At 55.3% G+C, this 21,059-nt stretch carries 18 protein-coding genes; 15 read left to right on the forward strand and 3 right to left on the reverse strand.

Annotated elements, in window-relative coordinates:
• The first annotated feature begins 68 nt into the window (after positions 1-68).
• From EUU23_RS07615 to EUU23_RS07640, 6 genes are all read left to right on the forward strand, one after another.
• Positions 69-755: a GH25 family lysozyme gene (locus EUU23_RS07615; RefSeq protein WP_218939524.1), complete on the forward strand. Its 687-nt coding sequence runs from the start codon at positions 69-71 to the stop codon at positions 753-755.
• Positions 752-1,174: a cytidine deaminase gene (locus EUU23_RS07620; RefSeq protein WP_160353427.1), complete on the forward strand. Its 423-nt coding sequence runs from the start codon at positions 752-754 to the stop codon at positions 1,172-1,174. The genes EUU23_RS07615 and EUU23_RS07620 overlap by 4 nt, the downstream gene beginning before the upstream one ends.
• A gap of 9 nt (positions 1,175-1,183) precedes the next feature.
• The gene (gene dcd, locus EUU23_RS07625) at positions 1,184-1,738 is read left to right on the forward strand and encodes a dCTP deaminase (RefSeq protein ID WP_125230723.1); all 555 of its coding nucleotides are present in this window, start codon (positions 1,184-1,186) and stop codon (positions 1,736-1,738) included.
• A 33-nt stretch (positions 1,739-1,771) separates the two neighbouring features.
• A complete protein-coding gene (locus EUU23_RS07630) occupies positions 1,772-2,932 on the forward strand; it encodes a saccharopine dehydrogenase family protein (RefSeq protein WP_160353428.1) in 1,161 nt (386 codons plus the stop codon).
• A gap of 75 nt (positions 2,933-3,007) precedes the next feature.
• The gene (locus tag EUU23_RS07635; RefSeq protein WP_343032687.1) at positions 3,008-3,739 is read left to right on the forward strand and encodes a metallophosphoesterase family protein; all 732 of its coding nucleotides are present in this window, start codon (positions 3,008-3,010) and stop codon (positions 3,737-3,739) included.
• Between the two features lie 17 nt (positions 3,740-3,756).
• On the forward strand, positions 3,757-5,067 hold the full coding sequence (locus tag EUU23_RS07640) for a M28 family peptidase (protein WP_160353430.1): 1,311 nt from the start codon (positions 3,757-3,759) through the stop codon (positions 5,065-5,067).
• Positions 5,068-5,128: 61 nt separating this feature from the next.
• Here EUU23_RS07640 and ctrA read toward each other — a convergent pair whose 3' ends face one another.
• Positions 5,129-5,830, reverse strand: coding sequence for a response regulator transcription factor CtrA (ctrA, locus tag EUU23_RS07645; RefSeq protein ID WP_143776146.1), 702 nt, complete (start codon positions 5,828-5,830; stop codon positions 5,129-5,131).
• A gap of 436 nt (positions 5,831-6,266) precedes the next feature.
• On the opposite strand from ctrA, the gene EUU23_RS07655 reads away from it, so the two are divergent.
• The 5 genes from EUU23_RS07655 to EUU23_RS07675 all read left to right on the forward strand — a co-directional run bounded on the left by EUU23_RS07655 (position 6,267) and on the right by EUU23_RS07675 (position 12,092).
• Positions 6,267-9,158, forward strand: a complete 2,892-nt coding sequence (locus EUU23_RS07655; RefSeq protein WP_160353432.1) for a TonB-dependent receptor domain-containing protein — start codon at positions 6,267-6,269, stop codon at positions 9,156-9,158.
• 155 nt (positions 9,159-9,313) lie between these two features.
• Complete coding sequence (locus EUU23_RS07660; protein ID WP_160353599.1) at positions 9,314-10,039, forward strand: pirin family protein; 726 nt, start codon at positions 9,314-9,316, stop codon at positions 10,037-10,039.
• A 107-nt stretch (positions 10,040-10,146) separates the two neighbouring features.
• Complete coding sequence (arfB, locus tag EUU23_RS07665; protein ID WP_160353433.1) at positions 10,147-10,548, forward strand: alternative ribosome rescue aminoacyl-tRNA hydrolase ArfB; 402 nt, start codon at positions 10,147-10,149, stop codon at positions 10,546-10,548.
• Positions 10,549-10,561: 13 nt separating this feature from the next.
• The gene (locus tag EUU23_RS07670; RefSeq protein ID WP_160353434.1) at positions 10,562-11,044 is read left to right on the forward strand and encodes a GAF domain-containing protein; all 483 of its coding nucleotides are present in this window, start codon (positions 10,562-10,564) and stop codon (positions 11,042-11,044) included.
• 181 nt (positions 11,045-11,225) lie between these two features.
• Positions 11,226-12,092, forward strand: coding sequence for a glycine zipper 2TM domain-containing protein (locus EUU23_RS07675; protein WP_160353435.1), 867 nt, complete (start codon positions 11,226-11,228; stop codon positions 12,090-12,092).
• Between the two features lie 75 nt (positions 12,093-12,167).
• On the opposite strand, the gene EUU23_RS07680 is transcribed toward EUU23_RS07675, so the two are convergent.
• Together EUU23_RS07680 and EUU23_RS07685 are read right to left on the reverse strand one after the other, a co-directional pair.
• Positions 12,168-12,926 (reverse strand): arginyltransferase, encoded by a 759-nt coding sequence (locus tag EUU23_RS07680; RefSeq protein ID WP_160353436.1) that lies wholly within the window; start codon positions 12,924-12,926, stop codon positions 12,168-12,170.
• 106 nt (positions 12,927-13,032) lie between these two features.
• The gene (locus EUU23_RS07685; protein ID WP_160353437.1) at positions 13,033-14,253 is read right to left on the reverse strand and encodes a threonine ammonia-lyase; all 1,221 of its coding nucleotides are present in this window, start codon (positions 14,251-14,253) and stop codon (positions 13,033-13,035) included.
• Positions 14,254-14,309: 56 nt separating this feature from the next.
• On the opposite strand from EUU23_RS07685, the gene EUU23_RS07690 reads away from it, so the two are divergent.
• The 4 genes from EUU23_RS07690 to EUU23_RS07705 all read left to right on the forward strand — a co-directional run bounded on the left by EUU23_RS07690 (position 14,310) and on the right by EUU23_RS07705 (position 20,921).
• The gene (locus tag EUU23_RS07690; RefSeq protein WP_160353438.1) at positions 14,310-15,179 is read left to right on the forward strand and encodes an NAD(P)-dependent oxidoreductase; all 870 of its coding nucleotides are present in this window, start codon (positions 14,310-14,312) and stop codon (positions 15,177-15,179) included.
• A 59-nt stretch (positions 15,180-15,238) separates the two neighbouring features.
• Positions 15,239-16,963, forward strand: coding sequence for an amidohydrolase (locus EUU23_RS07695; RefSeq protein WP_160353439.1), 1,725 nt, complete (start codon positions 15,239-15,241; stop codon positions 16,961-16,963).
• Positions 16,963-17,982, forward strand: coding sequence for an NADP-dependent oxidoreductase (locus EUU23_RS07700; RefSeq protein WP_160353440.1), 1,020 nt, complete (start codon positions 16,963-16,965; stop codon positions 17,980-17,982). Before EUU23_RS07695 ends, EUU23_RS07700 begins: the two co-directional genes overlap by 1 nt.
• Before the next feature lie 149 nt (positions 17,983-18,131).
• Entirely contained in the window at positions 18,132-20,921 is a 2,790-nt protein-coding gene (locus tag EUU23_RS07705; protein WP_160353441.1) for a TonB-dependent receptor, read from the forward strand.
• Positions 20,922-21,059 lie beyond the last annotated feature (138 nt).

Raw genomic sequence — 21,059 nt, forward strand, 5'->3', positions numbered from 1 at the left:
CGCCCCTCGACTCCGCGCATGGTCGGCGGCATTGCAGGTCGTGATTCGGGAAAAGGAAAGTCAGTCGCATGTTTGGTGGTAAAAGCGGCTTTATTCGATGGGGGTCGATCGTGGCGGTGGTGCTGTTGGGCGCCTTTGCTGTGTGGAATCTTGTGACCGGATGGGCACCTGCGCGCGAAGAGTATCCCGAACAGGGACTTGTGGTCACCGCCGCCAATGGTAAACCCGTCTGGTCCAAGCTGGGCGCAACCGGCGTTGATTTTGCCTATCTGACTGCTGTCGAGGGCGCGCAGACCCGCGACGCGCAGTTCGAGGCAAATCTGGAAGGCGTAAAGCAAGCGGGAATCCGCTATGGCGCGCTCCATCATTTCGACATTTGCCGTCTGGCATCCGATCAGGCGACGTTGTTCATCACATCCGTACCGCGCGATCCCGCCGCGCTGCCTCCTGTGGTCCAGCTCGACTTTACCGAAAGCTGCACCAGCCGCCCTAACCGCGCGCTAATCCTGTCAGAACTGGCGACTTTTCTGAATTTGATCGAGGCACATAGCGGTTCGCCAGCGATCCTGTTACTGACGCCTGAATTTGAGAAGGAATATCTGGTGAGTAGCGCAATTGATCGCACGATATGGTTGGAGCGGGACTGGTTTCTACCTGATTATTCGGCCCGCCCATGGGTGATGTGGACCGCCAATTCAGCGCGCCGCGTCGACGGGGTGGATGGGCCGGTCCGCTGGGCCGTGGTCCGCAAATGAGCCAGCAGCTCGTGAACGCCGCGATTGCCGCAGCGGCCCATGCCTATGCCCCCTATTCCAATTTCCATGTTGGCGCGGCCCTGCTGCTTGACGACGGACAAATTGTCAGCGGTGCGAATTTCGAAAATGCAAGCTATGGCATGGCCTTATGCGCCGAAACCGTCGCCATTGCCAAAGCCAATAGCGACGGGGCATTGCGGAATATCGTGGCGATAGCAGTTGCAGGCGGCCCCGCCGGGCAGGTCGCAACCGATGACATGGCCATTACCCCTTGCGGACGCTGTCGGCAGATCATCAAAGAGGTTGCAGACCTGACTGAGCGCGATATTCCTGTCTATTGCGCCCACGCCCACGGCTATGACACGCATTCGCTGTCCGAACTGTTGCCACACGGGTTCGGACCGGCAAATCTGAAGTAAAGGAAAAACATGTCCATTCTTTCCGACATCTGGATACGCGAACAGGCACAGGCGACCGGTATGATCGAACCATTTGTCGAGGCGCAGCGGCGCGACGGATGCATTAGTTACGGCCTGTCCTCCTATGGCTATGACGCGCGGGTCGCCGATGAATTCAAGATTTTTACCAATGTCGACAGTTCGATTGTCGACCCCAAGGAATTTGACCCCAAAAGCTTCGTTGACCGCAAAACCGACGTCTGCATCATTCCGCCCAACAGCTTTGCCCTTGCCCGCACGGTCGAATATTTCCGCGTCCCGCGCGATGTGCTGGTGATCTGTCTGGGAAAAAGCACCTATGCGCGGTGCGGGATTATCGTGAACGTGACCCCGCTCGAACCCGGCTGGGAAGGCCATGTGACGCTGGAGTTTTCCAACACCACCCCGCTGCCTGCGAAAATCTACGCCAATGAAGGCGCCTGCCAGTTCCTCTTTTTAAAGGGCGAACAGCCTTGCGAGACAAGCTATGCCGACCGCGCAGGCAAATATATGGGGCAACGCGGCGTGACTTTGCCGAAATTATAACCAGAAATTATAGTGTTTGAGAGGATAAGCGAGATGAGCAAAGCGAGAGAGTTTGACATCATTGTCTATGGCGCGACCGGATATACCGGCCGGTTGGTCGCCGAGTATCTGAAGGATAAAACCGGCCTCAAATGGGCGATGGCGGGGCGTAGCGCGGACAAGCTTGCCGAAGTGCGCGACCTGATCGGCGCGCCTGCCGATACGCCGTTGGTTGTTGCTGACGCATCCGATCCGGCCTCGCTCGACGCCATGGCAAAACGGGCCAATGTCATTTTGACCACGGTCGGGCCATATCAGCTATATGGCAATGAACTGGTCACCGCCTGTGTTGCCAATGGCACGGACTATACCGACCTGTGCGGGGAACCGGCATGGATGCGGCAGAAGATTGACGAACATGACGCGGCGGCCAAGGCATCGGGTGCGCGCATCTGCTTTTCAGCCGGATTCGATTCCATCCCCTTCGATCTGGGCGTGTTGATGCTGCAGAAACATTGCATCGAAAAATTCGGTGCCCCTGCCCCCCGCGTCAAAGGACGTGTGCGCGCCATGGCCGGGAAATTCTCCGGCGGGACGGCGGCCAGTTTGAAGGCGACAATGGCGGCAGCGGCCAAGGACCCCGCGGTCATCGGCTATCTCACCAACCCGTTCAGTCTTGCTGGCGGCTTCGAAGGTCCGGCACAGCCTGCCGGGAACAAACCGGAATATGATGAAAGTTTAGGGAGTTGGGCGACAAACTTCGTCATGGCCCCCATCAATACCAAGAATGTGCATCGGACCAATGCCTTGACGGGTCATCTTTATGGCACCGACTTTGTCTATGACGAAATGATGCTGACCGGCCCCGGCGATGCAGGGCAGCAGGCGGCGGAATATGTCGCCAAAACCCCGATGATTGGAACGCCCGATGATCCGAAACCCGGCGAAGGCCCCACCAAGGAAGAGCGCGAAAACGGCTTTTATGATGTGCTCTTTGTCGCGGAATATCCCGATGGCCGGACCGCACGGCTCAGCGTCAAGGGCGACAAGGACCCGGGCTATGGCTCCACATCCAAGATGATTTCGGAAACCGCCATTGGCCTGAGCGAAATCGACGGCGCGGGCGGCGTGACGACGCCCGGGGCGGCACTTGGCGAAGCGTTGGTTGACCGCTTGCAGCACTATGCAGGCCTCACCTTCACGGTCGAAGGGTAAGCCCTTTCAAAGAGGGGACCTTGCGCCTATATCGCGCGGACCATGTTAGGTCGCTTCTTCAAAAAAACCGCCAAATTGAGGCCACTCGATACGGCGCGGGTACCCGATGGCATGCGCGTCTATGCCATCGGCGATGTGCATGGGTGCAATCATTTGCTGCACGACCTGCTGATGAAGATTGAGGCCGATGACTTGGCGCGCGGACCGGCAGAAACGCTCATTATCTTTTTGGGTGACCTGATGGATCGCGGCCCGGACAGTGCCGGTGTTATCGAAACCGCAATGGCGCTACGAAAAGCGGGGCGCAATGTCCGGTTCTTGATGGGAAACCATGAAGAAGTGTTCGTGCGCGCATGCCGCAAAAATGATCCCAAGGTCACGCGCTTTTTCATCCGTATCGGGGGGGAGGCAACGGTGCTTTCCTACCCTATCACCCGCAGCGAATATATCGCTTTGGACATGCATCAATTGTCCGAACGGCTGGGGTCGCTGGTTCCTGAAAGCCATCTGGATTTCATCGACAGTTTTGAAGACCAGATCGTCATCGGCGACTATGTTTTTGTCCACGCAGGAATCCGCCCCGGCGTGCCCTTGGCAGAGCAGAAACCCAGCGATCTACGCTGGATTCGCGAGGATTTCGTAGAGCAGCGGGGCGACCTGGAAAAGGTCGTCGTCTACGGCCACACCATCTATGACAGTGTAGAAGAGCGTGGGTCCCGGATCGGCATCGACACAGGCGCTTATGCTTCAGCCGAATTAACAGCGATCGGATTGGAAGGCGGCGAACGCTGGTATTTGCAAACCTGATATGCCAAAGGAAGCTCATGAAAAAATACATCTTTTTGGCTAGTCTCCTCGCCCTTTCGCTTCCCGTTACGGCTTCGGCAGAAAATCGGCCGAGCCCTGACCGGCTGAAGGCTGATGTCGAAAAATTGGTCGGCTTTGGCACACGGCACACGCTTTCATCGGCGACAGACCCCAAGCGCGGCATTGGCGCAGCGCGGGCCTGGGCAAAGGCGGAGTTCGAAAGAATCGCGCAGTCCTGCAAAGGCTGCATGACGACCGAGTTGCTCGAACGCACCATGTCTGGCCCCCGCGTTCCCAACGGCGTCAACATTGTGGACGTTCTGGCGATCAAACCCGGCAAAATGGGCTGGGATCATGTCATCATCATCGCAGGCCATATCGACAGTCGTGGGTCGGATGTTATGGATTTCACCAAAGATGCCCCCGGTGCAAATGATGACGGATCTGGCAGCGCACTGGTGATTGAGGCCGCACGGTTGATGGCGCGGCAGCCACAAAGCGAAGCGACCGTCATTTTCGCTCTTTTGTCCGGAGAAGAACAGGGATTAATGGGCGGACGGTTGCTCGCTGAAACAGCAAAGGAACGCGGCTGGAAAGTGACCGCAATGCTCAACAACGACATTGTCGGCAACACGGTCGGCACCGACGGACGGAAAATTGATGATGTCGTCCGCGTCTTTAGCGAGGGCATTCGCGCCGTCGAAGACCTTCCCGCCCAAATGTCCCGGCGCGGCAGCGGCGGCGAAGATGATGGCCCGAGCCGGTCGTTGATGCGCTATACCGACGCTGCGGCGGCTGCCAATCCCGACATTGGGCTTGATGTATTTGGCGTCCGTCGCCCCGACCGCTTTAGCCGCGGCGGCGACCATCTGCCTGCGCTTGAACTCGGTCTGCCGGCCATTCGCTTCACGGTGGGTGTGGAAAACTACAATCACCAGCATCAGGACCTACGGACCGAAAATGGCATCGAATATGGTGACACCGTCGACAAGATGGACTTTGCCTATTTGGCCAGGGTGACCGCGTTAAATGTCGTGACGGCAACCGCATTGGCCAGCGCGCCGCCTGCTCCGGCCTCGGCAACGCTGGGCGGGGCGGTATCGTCGGACACCAAAGTGAGCTGGATGACCTCTCAAGGCGCATCACGCTACCGCATATATCTCCGCCGCGCCGATGTGCAGGATTGGACGCTGGCACAAGAGGTTGCAGGAACTGAGGCTATGTTGAACGGTGTAATTGTCGACGATCATTTCGTCGGCGTCAGCGCTGTTGGACCAAATGGCGCCGAAAGCATGATTACATTTGCCGGACTACCGCCGCGTCCATAAACAAAAGGCGCGGCCTTTTCAGACCGCGCCGTTTAGGTTCTTTCGGGTGAAAGCAGGAAAATCAGGCAACCATCGGTTGTTCCATATCGTCGAGATCGCGTAGGACGTAGCCTCGGCCCCAGACGGTTTCGATGTAGTTTTCTCCGCCGCATGCCAGCGCCAGTTTCTTGCGAAGTTTGCAGATGAAAACGTCGATAATCTTGAGTTCGGGTTCGTCCATGCCACCATAGAGATGGTTCAGGAACATTTCCTTGGTCAGCGTGGTCCCTTTGCGGAGCGAGAGGAGCTCCAGCATGGCATATTCCTTGCCAGTCAAATGCACCCGGCTACCATCGACTTCTACGGTCTTGGCATCTAGGTTGACCGACAACTTGCCGGTCCGGATAACCGATTGCGAATGGCCTTTGGAACGACGCACCACGGCATGGATACGCGCCACCAGTTCTTCGCGATGGAACGGCTTGGTTACATAATCGTCGGCGCCGAAGCCGAACGAGCGTACCTTGGAATCCATTTCCGAAATGCCGGAAAGAATAAGAACCGGTGTCTGCACCTTGGCGACACGCAGTTTCTTGAGCACATCGTACCCATGCATGTCGGGCAGGTTCAGATCGAGCAATATGATGTCATAATCGTAGAGCTTACCCAGATCGAGGCCTTCTTCGCCCAGATCAGTGGTGTAGACATTGAACCCTTCGGTCGCGAGCATCATTTCGATAGCCTTCGCCGTGGTAGGTTCATCTTCAATCAAAAGCACACGCATTGGGCAAACCCCTCTTTGCTTATTGCAACCCCGAAACACCATCGGACCGATCCGGCTGTGTGTCGGGCTTTATTAACCATAAGGGAAATGAACTGAAAAGGTTAATTTCATCTTAACGCAGGGATTCCGGCGAGTCGCGAGGTGCCGTTCCGGCAAAAAGTGAATCATTTCCATAGGCTTGAGCGGCAAACGAACCGGTGTAAATTTTTTTTGGAGTATTCGGCCAAATTGACTGTGGCCATTCGGCAACAGTGCCGGGGTTTTTACGACAATCGACACCATGCTTTCTTTACATATCAAAACTATCCAAACATACATAGTATCACTTTGCATAATTGCGCCTGCGCGATATCCGCCCGCGTCGCATTTCGCGAAATAAAAACTGCCTGAAACCAGATGGTTATAGGTAACTATGATATAAACGGAGAATGATTTCATGAAAAATAGACGCTATTTTGACGCGCTCAAGATCAGCAGCGCAGCACTGGCAATCGGCGCAGCACTCTCGTCAGCCCCTGTCTTTGCACAGGAAGCTGCCGAGGAAGCCAGCGAGCAGCCGGCCATTGTCGTTACCGGCTCGCGCATTGCGCGGCCTGATCTGGAATCTTCAAGCCCTGTTTCTGTTGTGACATCGGAACAAATCCAGCTTTCTGGTACGAACAATGCCGAAGAATATTTGCGTGATTTGCCGCAAGCTGTTCCAGCCATTGGTGGTAATACCAACAACGGCAACCCTGGCGTCGCGACACTGGATCTTCGCAACCTCGGCGAAGAACGCACCCTTATCTTGGTCGATGGCAAGCGTTTTGTACCATTCGATTCCAACGGCATCGTCGATTTGAACATGATCCCGGCGGCATTGATCGAACGGGCCGAAGTACTGACCGGAGGTGCTTCGTCGGTATATGGGTCGGACGCAGTCGCGGGCGTCGTGAACTTTGTCATGAAGAAAAACTTCGAAGGTTTTGAAGCCGACGCCCAATATGGCATTACCGAAAAAGGCGACGGTCAAAACCGTAGTTTTTCAATCACTGCCGGTGTGAATTCGGAAGACGGCCGCGGCAATCTTGTGGTCAATGCGACCTATGTAAAGGTTGACGCCGTAACTCAAGGTGCGCGTGATTTTTCACGGGATGTTTTGGCGGCGAAAGATCTGGGCGCCGGTGGCGGTAGTTCGACCGTTCCAGAAGGCGTCATAGACGGCCTAGTAGCTTTTGGCGGCCGGGGAATATTCGACGCGGCTGGCAATCTCGCTCCATTTGACATAAAGAAACAGGGGTTCAACTTCAATCCATTCAACCTCTTGCTTACCCCGCAAAACAAATGGACGGCTACGGCGCTTGCGCGCTATGAAATCAATGACTCTATCGAATTTTATGGTCGGTCGTCTTTCGCGAATAGTCGGGTTTCAACGATCATCGCGCCTTCGGGCACTTTTGGTTTTGAATTTGATCTCAATTACCTGACCAACCCCAATCTGTCTGCACAGGCCAAGGCCATTTTGGCACAGAATGATGTTACCGCCGCGGGAGACACGACGCCGGGCGATGGCAATATCAAGATCAACTTCCGCCGCCGCACGACCGAATTAGGTACGCGTAATACGGTATTTGAAAATACCGCTTACCAGCTCGTGGGCGGTTTCAGGGGCGATATTTCGGAATCCGTAAAATGGGAAACCTTTGCCCAATGGGGCCGCACATCGCGCACGCAGTCTTTTGAAAATGATCTGAGTTTTGATGCCGTACAAGCGGGAATCCTTGATGGAAGCGTAAACCTATTCGGTCCAGGGAAGCTCTCACTAGAAGCTGGCCAGAAAATTCGGCTCGACTTGCAGCAAATTGACGCAACCTCGCAATTTGTCGCAGGCGGATTTTTAACTGCGGACCTGCCCTTCACTCTTGCGTCGGACACACCCGGCGGAATCGTGATCGGTGCCGAATTCCGTCGTGAAAAGTCGATTGCAAAGCCTGATCAAAACCTGATCGAAGGCAATTCGATCGGATTTGGTTCATCGACACCTATCGACGCGCAACTCACCACCAAAGAGCTCTACGCCGAACTAAATGTGCCGATTGTTACCGACAAGCCGTTTTTCCATTCGTTCAGCCTGGAGGCAGGAATTCGTCATTCAGACTATACAAATCTCGACAAGCAAATCGCGCGCGGGAATAATTTCAAGACAACAAGTTTCAAGGTCGGAGGCGAATGGTCGCCAGTAGAAGATTTGAAAATCCGCGGTGGATTTAACCGAGCAGTGCGCGCACCGAATTTGAATGAAATTGGCCAGCCATTCACGCCAGGGACCGGGGACGCAAATTTCGATCATTGTGAATCCGTTGATCGTGGACAGCCAATTGTGCTGTCAAAAGACGTCGTCAACAACCTTAACCGTGGAGCGGCTGCGACTGAACTATTGAATCTGTGCGTTGCGACGGGCGTCCCTTTGGCGGCGCTTCAAGCAGGCTTGGTGGATGGAATTGTTGCAGGTCAGATTAACAATTTTTCTGGCGGTAACATCAACTTGACACCTGAAAAAGCCGATACGTTCACAATCGGTGCCGTGTTCAAGCCGAGTTTCCTTCGTGGCTTTACCGCCTCGGTCGATTTTTATGATATCAACGTCAAGAACGCCATTTTCTCGGTTCCCGAGCAAGAAGCGATAATCGCATGCTATGAAATCGAAAAGAAAGCGGACGGCTTTTTCTGTTCGCGCATCAAGCGCAATCCTTTGAATGGCTCGCTATCTGGTGGGTTGGACACTGGTGTTGATTCATCTACAGTGAATATCGGCGGTGCCCGTAACCGCGGGATCGATTTCGCGGCTTCCTACCAATTTGATATAGGTGAGGATACCAATCTTGCATTTGCCGTAAACGCGACAAGAACGCTTAAGAGCACGCTTGATTTTGGTGCAAGTGTTCGGGAATGCGCTGGTCGTCTTGGCGGAATTTGCTTGCGTCCACTGCCCAAGCTTCAATGGATACAGACATCGACTTTGGAACATGGGCCCTGGACATTCCAGTTGCGTTGGCAACATATCGGAAAGCTGACCAATGACTCGGTCGCATTTGGACTTGGCGGCGCGGTTGCCGAAGACTTCGCCGTTCCGGTCATCGGGGCACGCGACTATTTCGATCTCTATGGCAGCGTCGAAGTCGCAAAGTCCCTGAAATTCCGTGCAGGCATTAACAACCTGCTGGATAGCTTGCCACCCATCGTCGGGAATGATTTCGGCGGTACAACGGAAAATAGCGGCAACACCTATCCTGGAACTTACGATCCTTTGGGACGCAGCTTCTTTGTTGGTGCGACTTTAAGCTTCTAATACCTAACAAAAACAAAATTCAGGGCCCGGAGAGATCCGGGCCCTTTCTTTTTCCTTAACCGGTCATTGCATCTGAAGCCCTTGCAACTTGTCCCCCCGCGCACCATTTGTCGGATATTCCGGCGGTTAACTTCCCCGCCGATGCGGACATATTCATGACCGGTATCACGACATCCTCTCCCCTATCCATCGAACCACGGCCATTTGCTTCGATTGGCAAGCGCGATCATGGCTGGTTGAAGCCCAATTTCCATTTCAGTTTTTCGGACTATTACGACCCGGACCGGATGGGGTGGGGCAATATTCGCGTCTGGAATGACGATGAAATCGCCGCGCAGACGGGCTTTGCGCCCCATTCGCACGACAATATGGAAATCATCACCTATGTCCGCGAAGGCGCGATTACGCACAAGGACAGCATGGGCAATGTCGGACGCACGGCTGCTGGCGATGTGCAGGTGATGAGCGCAGGCACTGGCGTGACGCACAGCGAATATAATCTGGAAGACGGGCCATGCCGCCTGTTCCAGATATGGGTGCTGCCGCGCGAACGCAATGACCCGCCTGCCTGGGACCAGCGCCAGTTTCCCAAAGGCGACCGGTCGGGAGCCTTCAACGTGCTGGCCAGCGGCTATGGCGATGATGGCGCGCTTTCAATCAACGCCAACGCCCGCGTGCTTGGCGCGACGGTCGCGGCGGGTGCGACAGCGCATTATGAACTGACAGACGGGCACTACGCCTATCTTGTCATTGCAGGCGGCCGTGTAAGGATAGACGGCACCGAATATGGCGCACGCGATGGTGTGGCAATGCGTGGGAGCGGGATCATGACTGTTGAAGCTGTTGAAGAGTCCGAATTGGTAATGGTCGACAGCGTGTAAACACCCAAGCCCGCACGTGCCGAACGAAGCAGAGACAACCATAAAGCACGCGTGACCGAAAGGTGTCTCGACTTCGCTCGTCACGAACGGCTAAGGATGTGCGTGATATGGCTTACGACCTTCCTGAAGATCTGCTCGAAGAAACATTCCTCGCGTCCACCGGGCCGGGTGGGCAGAATGTGAACAAGGTTGCCACCGCCTGCCAGTTGCGGGTGGATGTATATGGGTTGGGGTTACAACCCTATGCGTTTCGACAGTTAAAGATATTGGCGGGGTCCAAGATGACGGTTGCGGGCGAACTCATCGTGACCGCCCGCAACCACCGCACCCGTGAAGCGAACCGTGCCGAGGCACGGGCACGCGTTGTTGAACTGATCGACCGTGCACATATCCGCAAAGCGCGCCGTGTTGCGACCAAGCCAAGCAAAGCCGCCAAAGCCCGCCGCGTCGACACCAAAAAAGGCCGATCCACCCTAAAGAAAAACCGTGGCAAGGTTAGCCTCGACTGATAGGAGCAGCGGTATGTTTGAATTTTCCATCAATAACAGCGCGCCAAAATCCGAACTCTATCGCGAATTGGTGCGCTCGGCAGATGCGCTTACAAAGGGAGAACCCGATGGAATAGCGAATATGGCGAATATCGCAGCTTTGTTGTGGGAATATCTTCCCGACGTCAATTGGACGGGTTTCTACCGTGTAATTGACGGTGAATTAGTACTCGGCCCGTTTCAGGGCAAAGCAGCCTGCATTCGCATCGCACTGGGTGACGGGGTATGCGGCGCAGCGGCGGCGAGCGGCCAAACACAGCTGGTCGAAGATGTTCATGCGTTTCCCGGTCACATTGCCTGTGACGCAAATAGCCTATCCGAATTGGTTGTGCCGGTTACACGTGCAGGTCAGGTAGTTGCCGTTATTGACCTCGATAGTCCGATATTGGCGCGATTTGATGCCGACGACGTCAGCGGGATCGAGGCACTCGCCGGTTTGCTGGCGGACAGGATATAGTTCGAGGGTTTGAAACCGGAGAATTTTCCGGTTCTGATTGCCTCATTTTGGAACAATGGCGTGGACGACCATGCAATTTACATCCGGTTGAATCGCCAAGACCGCCAAAGACTGTTAATCCCCCTTTAACTATCGGCACCGGCCTTTTCCGGAGCAGACGATGATTGGGGAGTCGTTAACTATGAGAAGCCTTTTGTTTTCAGGGACTGCGGCGGCCGCGCTCATGCTGACGGCAACGCCTAGCTACGCTGGCGAATCGAAAGCAGCGGCGGCCTCGACCGTACAGAAAAAAGAAGTCGTCATCGTACAGCATGCAGACGGGGACCGTACCGGCGATTTTCGCGAACCTGAATTCAGCCCGGAATTACATCCGAACGCACAGATATATAATTGGAACGATGAAGCCGTTTTTGCTGCGCCAGATGGTTCAAATTACAAATATAATGGAAATTGGGAAGGTAAGTATATCGACCCGCAGGGCGACATATTTGAAGGTGACTGGAGTGGGCGCGTAACACGCCAAAATGGCGCGAGCGGCGCCGGGTTTCCAAGACCGCCGGTTCATGCGGTGCCATCCCACGACGAACCAGAATATGACATGGATGACGACAATTATGACGTTCCTCCCGGCTATGAAAATTACGAAAACTGCTTGAAAAGCAACGGGTTAAAAGGGGCTGCAATCGGCGCACTACTTGGCGGCTTTTTGGGTAATCGCATTGCCGGTCGGGGCAATCGCACCGGTGGTGCATTGGCAGGGGCGGGCATCGGCGGACTTTTGGGCGTTGCTGCTGAAAAAGCCAGCGACAGATGCAAGGCCTATCGCCCGAGACCTCCGCGCGGTCCGCTCTATTATCCTCAACACTATCAGGGATGGACAGGTGGATATTATTACTATCCCCAAGCCCCAATTGTTACCGTTACCGTCCAACCCGTGATAACCACCACAACGGTCACTGAAGAAATCTATTATGAGACAATCCGCACGCAGCCGCGCAAGAAAATAATACGCAAATGGAAACCGAAGCCGCGCTGCATCTGCCGGTGAGTCAGATAGGGGCGGCCACTGCTTTTTAGCGGCGGTCGCCATTTGTAATCGCAGAAATGGGCCTATGGTCAGGACCTAACCTGTTATTGACTCCAAAGCAGCCGGTTCGAACCGTTCCCAACCCTCTGGCCCCAGACGTTCCAACGGCGTGTAGCGGATCTTATATTGCATCCGGGCCGCACCTTCGACCCAATAGCCGAGATATACATAAGGCAGACCCGCCGCCTTGGCGCGCATGATATGGTCGAGGATGATATAATTGCCCAATCCCGGGCGTCCATCCGCATCGGAGTCGTAGAAACTGTAAATCATCGACAGGCCGTCGGCCTGCTGATCGGTCAAGCATGCGCCGACCAACTCACCTAAGCGGCCAAAGCGGCCCGGCGTGCGATATTCGATGACATTGCTGCGAACCGGTGACTGTTCGACCATATCGGCATAGTCCATATCGTCCATATTGGTCATGCCGCCGACGGGATGGCGCTGACCAAGATAGCGCCGCAAAAGATCATATTGTTCGGATGTCGACCAAGGACGGCAGGCACTGACTACCAGATCGGAATTGCGACGGATGATACGGCGTTGTGTGGCGTTGGGTTGAAATTCGCTGGTCAGCACACGCACCGAAACACAAGCCTTGCAGTCAATGCAGCTTGGTCGATAAGCGACATTCTGGCTGCGCCGAAAACCGATGCGGCCAAGTGCATCGTTCAGTTCATCGGCATGCGGGCCATTGAGTTCGGTAAAAACTTTACGCTCGGTCTTGCCCGGCAAATAGGGGCAAGGACCGGGGTTCGTAACAAAAAAGCGTGGAAACCTGACGGGTGCGCTCATCGAATAGGGCCCTCAAGACCTAAATTGTTTGTGAATTATTCACCCTATATGCACGGCTGTCAGTAATGTGAAAAGAGCGTTTACCATGAAAGTTGTGGACGCAGGTTTACTTGTTCAATTCAACCCGTTCCACCAAATATCCTGCTGCGTTCAAACCATCCACTAGACCTTGCAGTTGGTCGGCATCGCGTGCTTCGCATTCGATGTCAGTGATCAAGCCCTTGGCGGGAAGTGTTGTAAAAATCCGTTGGTGGTAGATTTCAATGATATTGACATTATGTTCGTTGAACAAACGCATCACCTTGTACAGGGCCCCCGGACGATCCTGCAAAGTGAGGCGAAGGCGCGCAAGCCGTCCTGAACGCGCGAGATCGCGCAACAAGACGTTGGCCAGCAGGCGCGTGTCAATATTGCCCCCGCACAGAACAACGCCGACATTCTTGCCCGCGAAAATTTCCGGATTGGCCATGACAGCAGCAAGGCCAGCCGCACCCGCCCCTTCGACCACTGTCTTTTCAATTTGTAACAACAAGCTGACGGCGGTTTCCAATTCCGCCTCGCTCACCAGAACAATGTCGTCGACCAGCCCGCGGATGACTTCGCTCGTAAAACTGCCGGGTATTTTAACCGCAATCCCCTCAGCCAACGTATCGCCTTCGCATGGCAGTTGCTGGTTTTTCAGCAAGGCATACATCGACGGATACAATTCCGCCTGCACGCCGATCAAGCCGATATCCGGATTTAACGCCCGCGCCGCGGTACCCATTCCGGACAACAGTCCGCCACCGCCGATCGGCACCACCAGCGTATCGAGCGAGGGAATGCTTTCGAGCATTTCAAGGGCAACGGTCCCCTGCCCTGCGGCAACATTGGGGTCGTCAAAGGGATGCACGAACGTCAGGCCTCTTTCTGCCTCTAGCAAGCGGGCGTGCTTGTATGCGTCGTCGAATGTCTCCCCATGCAGCACGACTATACCCCCGACGCTTTCGGTCTGCATGACCTTCACCGTTGGGGTAGGAACCGGCATGACAATCGTCACGGGTATTCCAAGCCGTGTGCCATGATAGCTTAACCCCTGGGCATGGTTGCCAGCCGAAGCCGCGATGACACCCTTCGACCGTTGCTCGTGCGTCAACAGCAGCAATGCGTTCAGCGCGCCGCGTTCTTTATAGGCGGCGGTAAACTGGAGATTTTCGAACTTCAGATAAATATTGGCCCCTGTTAGTTTCGAAAGGGTCTGGCTGTGCAGGGTCGGCGTTGCCACAATAGAATCGCGGATACGTTCATGCGCGGCACGGATATGATCGAGAGTAAGTAATTCAGACATAGTGTGCGGCCCTAACGCATCTGGCGTTGTGTGAAAACAAACATTAAGAGCCAGTCATGACTAGAATTGCTTTCATCGGTTTGGGCGTCATGGGCGGCCCTATTGCGCGACACCTGAAACAGGCGGGCCATGAATTGACGGTTTATAACCGTTCACGGGCTAAGGCCGAGGCTTGGGCTGCGGCCCATGGCGGAACAATCGCTACGTCTCCGGCCGAAGCCGCGCGCCAATCCGAAGTTGTTATTTCCTGCGTCGGGACAGACGATGATCTTGCAGGCGTCACATTGGGCCGTGACGGAGCCTTTTCGGCGATGGCAAAAGGTGGTTTGTATATTGATCACACCACGGTGTCGGCACGCATCGCACGACAATTGGGTGTAGAGGCGAAATCGCGCGGGCTTCTGGTCGTTGACGCGCCACTGACCGGCGGACAAATCGGCGCTGAAAACGGGACATTATCGATCATGTGCGGCGGCAGCGAAGCCGCAATGGACGCCGCCCGTTCCATCATGGAACCCTATTCGAAACGCATCGTTCATGTGGGTGGACCGGGAACCGGGCAGACGGCAAAAATGTGCAACCAGATCGCCTTTGCAGGGGTCATCCAATCGCTTTCCGAAGCATTGCGTTTTGCCCAATCGGCGGAACTTGATGTTAACAAGGTCTATGAGGCAATATCGGGCGGCGCGGCGCAAAGTTGGCAAATGGACAATCGGTGGGCCACGATGGCGGAAGACAAATTCGACTTCGGCTTTGCCGTGGACTGGATGCGTAAAGACCTGGGGTTAGCGTTTGAAGAAGCGCGCGCCTTGGGCGCGACGTTGCCGATTACCGCGCTGATCGATCAATTCTATGCCGATGTCCAGCAAATGGGCGGCGGCCGTCTAGATACCAGCGCCATTGTCAAAAGGTTACCCAAGGGATGATCAACGAAAACTCCAAAAACCGTTCGTGTCGAGCGAAGACGAGACACCGTGCAACACTGATGGGCCTCTCGTCGTCGCTCGAGGCGAACGGGCGGAGAGCTGTTAGTGGAATTCTCGCACTCGCCCTATTCACCATTGCCACCCCCGCCTTTGCCGACGGCCTGGTCGAAAATGTCAACGGCATCACGCTGGACGCCGATGGCAAAGTGATCCGCTTCAACGCCATCCTTATCGGCAAAGACGGCAAAGTTACCGAGCTTTTATCCAAAAAAGACAAGCTGCCGCCGCAACTGGATTTTCGTCATGACGGCAAAGGCGCCACGATGTTGCCGGGGCTGATCGACGCGCATGGCCATGTCATGCCACTGGGTTTCCAGTTACTCACGCTCGATCTGTCCGCCACCAACAGTTTGGCCGAGGCGCAAGCCGCGATCCGCGACTATGCCGCGAAGAATCCGGAACGACTGTGGATTATCGGGAGCGGATGGAATCAGGAAAAATGGGGTCTCGGTCGTTTCCCGACTGCCGCAGACCTCGATACCGCAGTCGCTGACCGGCCGGTCTGGCTCACGCGCGTTGACGGACATGCAGGATGGGCAAACAGCCGCGCAATGGAAATTGCCGGTGTGACCGCGGCGAGCAAATCACCTCCCGGCGGGCGTATCGAGCTTTCGGGCGGCAAGCCCAATGGCATCTTTGTCGATGCCGCGTTCAAACTCGTCGATAAATTTGTCCCCGCGCCCAAACCAGCCGAACGCGATGTTGCATTGGGCGAAGCTCAGAAGAAACTGCTCTCGCAAGGCATCACCGCCATTGCCGACATGGGGACAACGATGGACGCTTGGCAAAGCTATCGCCGCGCGGGCGACGGCGGCTGGTTGTCGATACGGATTTTCGGTTATGCAGGCGGCATCGATGCTATGGTCGCCATCGCAGGACCGCGCCCGACGCCATGGCTCTATGATGACAAGCTCCGTCTCGGCGGGGTGAAGCTGTTTCTCGATGGCGCGCTGGGCAGCCGGGGCGCCTGGCTCAAAAAGCCATACACTGACGCCCCGGGACAGACTGGCCTGCAAATTCTGGCCCCCGCTGAAATCCGAAACCTGATGGTTCGCGCATCGATGGACGGTTTTCAGACCGCCGTGCACGCCATCGGTGACGCCGCCAACGGGGAAGTCATCGGCGCGATCGAGGAACTCGCCGAAACCTATAAGGGCGACCAACGCTGGCGCATCGAGCATGTGCAGATCGTCGACCCGGTCGACCTGCAAAGGCTCGGTAAGCATGGCATTATTTCATCGATGCAGCCTGTCCACCAAACATCCGACCGGACAATGGCAGAGGCAAGGCTCGGACAGGAGCGACTGGCTGGCGCTTACGCATGGCAATCCATCGCCAAGGCCGGCGGCAAACTCGCATTCGGATCGGACGTTCCGATTGAGTCCGCCGATCCATTTGCCGGTCTTGCCGCTGCAATCACGCGCGAAGATGCCAATGGCCAACCCTTTGGCGGATGGCGGCCCGAAGAACGCGTTACACGCGAACAGGCGCTTGCCGGCTTTACAACAGGGGCTGCTTATGCCTCATTTGCCGAGGGGAAAGTAGGTTCCTTGACCCCCGGGCACCATGCCGATTTCATATTGATTGATGTCGACCCGCTACTTGCAAGCCCGGCTGAACTGCGTAAAGCAGTGGTCAAGGAAACATGGGTTGGCGGACGACCTGCGTATCAAAATGCAACGGTCACCCCCGCTGACAACCAAAAAGATGGAGAAACACGATAATGGCACGCGCATGGACATTGGCTAGCCGTCCGGCAGGACTTCCCAACGACAGCAACTTTGCAATGATCGAAACACCAGACGCCCCCTTGGGTGATGGTGAATTTCAGGTCAAAAATAGCTGGCTTTCGGTTGACCCCTATATGCGTGGCCGCATGAACGACGCGAAAAGCTATGCCGATCCCTTTGCGCTTGGCGCGCCTATGACAGGCGGCGCAGTCGGTACGGTCACTGCCAGCAACAACGCAGATTTTCCGGTCGGCGCAAAAGTGCTACACATGGGCGGCTGGCGCGACAGCGTCATATTGGGCGGCGGCACTACACCGCCTGCTGGAATGCCACCTGTAAAGCTGCCTGATCTGGGCGTACCTGACCAACATTGGCTCAGCATCATGGGAATGCCGGGCGGAACCGCATGGTTCGGATTGCTCAAGGTTGCCCAAGCCAAGCCCGGCGAAGTTATTTTCGTATCCGCTGCGGCAGGGGCGGTCGGCTCGACCGTAACGCAAGTTGCCAAAGCCAAGGGTATGAAAGTTATCGGGTCAGCAGGTGGCGCGGACAAATGCGCCTGGGTGAAGGAACTCGGTGCCGATGCCGTTATCGATTACAAGGCAGGCAAGGTATTGCCGCAATTGATGGCTGCGCTGAAGGATATGGGTGAAACCGGCATTGACGTATATTTCGACAATGTGGGCGGCGAACATTTCGACGCGGCGCTGGCCACTTCGAAAGAATGGGCGCGTTTTGCCATTTGCGGCATGATTGACGTCTATAACGACTTTAAAGCACAGCCTATGCAATATCTGCCAATGATCATCGGCAAGCGTATCACGATAAAAGGCTTCCTCTATCCGGATTTCTACGCACAGGTTCCCGAATTCAACGCAGATATGGCTGCGCTCATTACATCGGGCGCGGTCAAAGGGCGCGAAACGGTGAAGGAAGGCCTTGAAAAAACGCCCGAAGCTTTCCTCGGCCTTTTCAGCGGTGAGAACACAGGGAAGATGTTGGTTAAACTGTGAGCGATATACGGGCGGGCGGCTCCAAGGCCGCCCTATGTGGCAATTATGCCGCAGTTCTTCGAATTGTCACACACAGTGGTTGCAATCAGGTGACCTGCTACCCCATTTGATTTAGCAATAGCGCAAACAAGCTAAACAAGCGGGAGAGTATGATGTCGAAAACCTTCACTGTAGCCAGAACTGTACTTGCAATTTCAGCAGCCGTGGGCGCATTGGCCATTCCTGCCGTTGCGTTTGCACAGGATGCAGAAACCGCAGACACATCCGAAGATGAAATCGTCGTAACCGCGCAAGGCCGGACGCAATTGCTGTCGGACGTTCCGGTCGCAATATCCGCAGTCAACGCGGAAACCCTGCAAAACAGCGGCGCGAATGACATTCGCCAGCTCAATCAGGTTGCGCCGTCATTGCTGGTTTCCTCGACGGGGACAGAAGCGAACGGTTCGGCCCGTATTCGCGGCATTGGCACCGTGGGCGACAACCCCGGCCTCGAGAGTTCGGTTCCCGTTTTCATCGACGGTGTATACCGGTCGCGTTCGGGTATCGGCCTGAATGAACTCGGCGAAATTGACCGGGTCGAAGTACAACGTGGTCCACAGGGCACGTTGGGCGGACGCAACTCTTCGGCTGGTCTGATCAGCATCTATTCGAAAAAACCAAGTTTCACATTTGGCGGCAGCGGCGAGCTGACCTACGGCAATTTCGATTTCATGCGCGCAGCGACGAGCTTCACCGGACCGATCACTGAACAACTCGCCTTTCGGGTCGACGGTGTTTATGTAAAGCGTGACGGTTTCTACACGGACGACCAGAATGGGCGCGACGTCAACAACCGCGACCGGTATTTTTTGCGTGGACAGTTGTTGTTTGAACCCTCTGATGCGCTGTCGGTCCGTGTGATTGCAGACTATACCTATCGTAAAGAAGAATGCTGCGCGGCGACATATGTCGATGGCACGGTCAATCCGTTCATCGGCAATTTGAACAATCCCGCCACGCCGTTCCTCCAACCGGGCGCGACACCAGCGCGGACCAACGACAATGGCAACAACATCATCAACGTGTTGCGCGATCTTGGCCAGCCACTTGCTGCCTTCAGCCAAGGCTATGGCCGCAATATTTCGGTCAGCGCCAATCGCGTGTTCACCGGCGAAACCAAAGATTACGGCCTGTCAGGCCAGATCGATTATGATTTCGGCGGCGCAACCCTGACGTCGATTACGGCATATCGCCAATATCGTTCGGGTCAGGCATCCGATACCGATTATAGCGAAGTCGACATTTTATATCGCGCACCCAGCGACGATGCCTATCGCCAGTTCCATACCTTCACACAGGAATTGCGCTTGCAAGGCGAAGCTTTTGGCGGAAAACTTGATTGGCTGGTTGGCGGGTTCTACGCCAATGAAAAATTGACGGTCCGTGACAATCTTCGCTTTGGCAATCAATATGGCCGCTTTGCAACTTGCCGCATCATTTCAGGCGGTGGCCTTTCGGGCCTGTATTCGCCAACCAATCCGTCTTGCGTATTGCCCGGCGTAGGCCCTGCCACATTGGCGGGTGCAACCGGCGCTTCAGGTGCGGACATTGTTGCAGCCTTTACCCGGCTTGATAGCCTGAATGACCGCGGCACAACGAATGACCGTTATTTCCAGAACGGTACCAACTGGGCCTTGTTCACGCATAATATCGTCCATATTACAGATACACTCGATCTCACATTAGGCCTGCGTTACACCAGCGATAAGAAGCGGTTCAACGCGACTTTTGGGAATGACAACAATGTGTGTACTGCGGTGCAGGGCCTTGTTCTCGACGACTTGACGACAACAACCGCTGGATCTGCATCGCAAATTGGAACGGCGCGTGCATTGGCTGGTGCCCTTATCGGCCTTAGCTGCCAAGGTAATTCAACCGCTGAACTCAACGGTGTCTCCATTAAGGACCGCCGCAGTGAAGACGAATTCACCGGCACAGCAATCCTGTCATGGAAGCCAATCGATGACCTTTTGCTTTATACCAGCTTTGCCCGTGGATATAAGGCAGGGGGTTTCAACCTTGACCGTTCGGCCCTCAAATCCCCCATTTTACCATTCGCGGCAGTGGGCGGCGCACAGGCGTTGGTCGGCAATCTGCAATTTGACCCCGAATTGGTCGATAGCTATGAATTGGGCGCGAAATACTCAACCGGCCCCTTCAGCCTGAGCGTTTCTGCGTTCCGTTCGGATTTCTCGAACTTCCAGCTGAACACGTTCAACGGCACTGTCTTCCTCGTTCAAACTGTTAATGGCTGTAGCAATCTGGTCGGCGGTCCCGCTGCGGATACCGATCTGAGCGCTGCCACCGGAACCTGTGCCACGGGCGACGTGACTTATGGTGTCCGTACCCAGGGGGTCGAATTGGAAGCGTCGTTGGTTCCAGCGCGCAATTTCCGTATCGCCGCCGGTCTGACTTATGCCAGCACCAAATATGAAGACGACTTGGTGGGAACAAAACGGGGCACAGCACTGGACCCCGCCCTTCGCAAACTGCCCGGTGACAATCTGTCCAACGCACCAGAACTTGTTGCAACGTCAAGCATTACCTGGACACCCGAAATTGGCAGCAGCGGTTTGACCGGCCTGTTCTATATCGATGGGCGTATGACCAGCGATTACAACACCGGTTCTGACCTGTTCCCGCAAAAGGAACAGGATGGCTTTGCCGTATTCAACGCCCGTATCGGCCTGCGCGGCCCAGACGAGTCTTGGGGTATCGAATTGTGGGGCCAGAATATCTTCAATCAGGATTATGCCCAGGTCGCCTTCAATACGCCGTTTCAGGCAGGCACGACTGCAACACCGTTTCTTGACCCCCAATTCCCCGGCGGACGCCAGATATTCTCGCACTTCCTCGCTGAACCAAGGACCTATGGCATCACGCTGCGCGGCAAGTTCTAACACTCCCTTTTGGGAATCAAAAAAGGCCCGCAGCGATGCGGGCCTTTTGTTTTGCGCGGAGCCGGGGGGTGTGACTTTCGTGACGGCGCCATTTTTTCGTCAAAAGGAAAAAGAAAAGAAGATAAAAGAAGTGCAGTA

It is taken from the genome of Sphingorhabdus profundilacus (assembly GCF_009769755.1).
Taxonomy (GTDB): Bacteria; Pseudomonadota; Alphaproteobacteria; order Sphingomonadales; family Sphingomonadaceae; genus Sphingorhabdus_B; species Sphingorhabdus_B profundilacus.

Coding starts and splice junctions, on each gene's coding strand:
- EUU23_RS07675 (WP_160353435.1), top strand. CDS start 11,226: ATGAGAAGCCTTTTGTTTTCAGGGACTGCGGCGGCCGCGCTCATGCTG.
- EUU23_RS07705 (WP_160353441.1), top strand. CDS start 18,132: ATGATGTCGAAAACCTTCACTGTAGCCAGAACTGTACTTGCAATTTCA.
- EUU23_RS07615 (WP_218939524.1), top strand. CDS start 69: ATGTTTGGTGGTAAAAGCGGCTTTATTCGATGGGGGTCGATCGTGGCG.
- EUU23_RS07680 (WP_160353436.1), bottom strand. CDS start 12,926: ATGAGCGCACCCGTCAGGTTTCCACGCTTTTTTGTTACGAACCCCGGT.
- dcd (WP_125230723.1), top strand. CDS start 1,184: ATGTCCATTCTTTCCGACATCTGGATACGCGAACAGGCACAGGCGACC.
- EUU23_RS07655 (WP_160353432.1), top strand. CDS start 6,267: ATGAAAAATAGACGCTATTTTGACGCGCTCAAGATCAGCAGCGCAGCA.
- EUU23_RS07620 (WP_160353427.1), top strand. CDS start 752: ATGAGCCAGCAGCTCGTGAACGCCGCGATTGCCGCAGCGGCCCATGCC.
- EUU23_RS07700 (WP_160353440.1), top strand. CDS start 16,963: ATGGCACGCGCATGGACATTGGCTAGCCGTCCGGCAGGACTTCCCAAC.
- EUU23_RS07685 (WP_160353437.1), bottom strand. CDS start 14,253: ATGTCTGAATTACTTACTCTCGATCATATCCGTGCCGCGCATGAACGT.
- EUU23_RS07630 (WP_160353428.1), top strand. CDS start 1,772: ATGAGCAAAGCGAGAGAGTTTGACATCATTGTCTATGGCGCGACCGGA.
- EUU23_RS07640 (WP_160353430.1), top strand. CDS start 3,757: ATGAAAAAATACATCTTTTTGGCTAGTCTCCTCGCCCTTTCGCTTCCC.
- arfB (WP_160353433.1), top strand. CDS start 10,147: ATGGCTTACGACCTTCCTGAAGATCTGCTCGAAGAAACATTCCTCGCG.
- EUU23_RS07670 (WP_160353434.1), top strand. CDS start 10,562: ATGTTTGAATTTTCCATCAATAACAGCGCGCCAAAATCCGAACTCTAT.
- EUU23_RS07660 (WP_160353599.1), top strand. CDS start 9,314: ATGACCGGTATCACGACATCCTCTCCCCTATCCATCGAACCACGGCCA.
- EUU23_RS07695 (WP_160353439.1), top strand. CDS start 15,239: ATGGGCCTCTCGTCGTCGCTCGAGGCGAACGGGCGGAGAGCTGTTAGT.
- EUU23_RS07690 (WP_160353438.1), top strand. CDS start 14,310: ATGACTAGAATTGCTTTCATCGGTTTGGGCGTCATGGGCGGCCCTATT.
- ctrA (WP_143776146.1), bottom strand. CDS start 5,830: ATGCGTGTGCTTTTGATTGAAGATGAACCTACCACGGCGAAGGCTATC.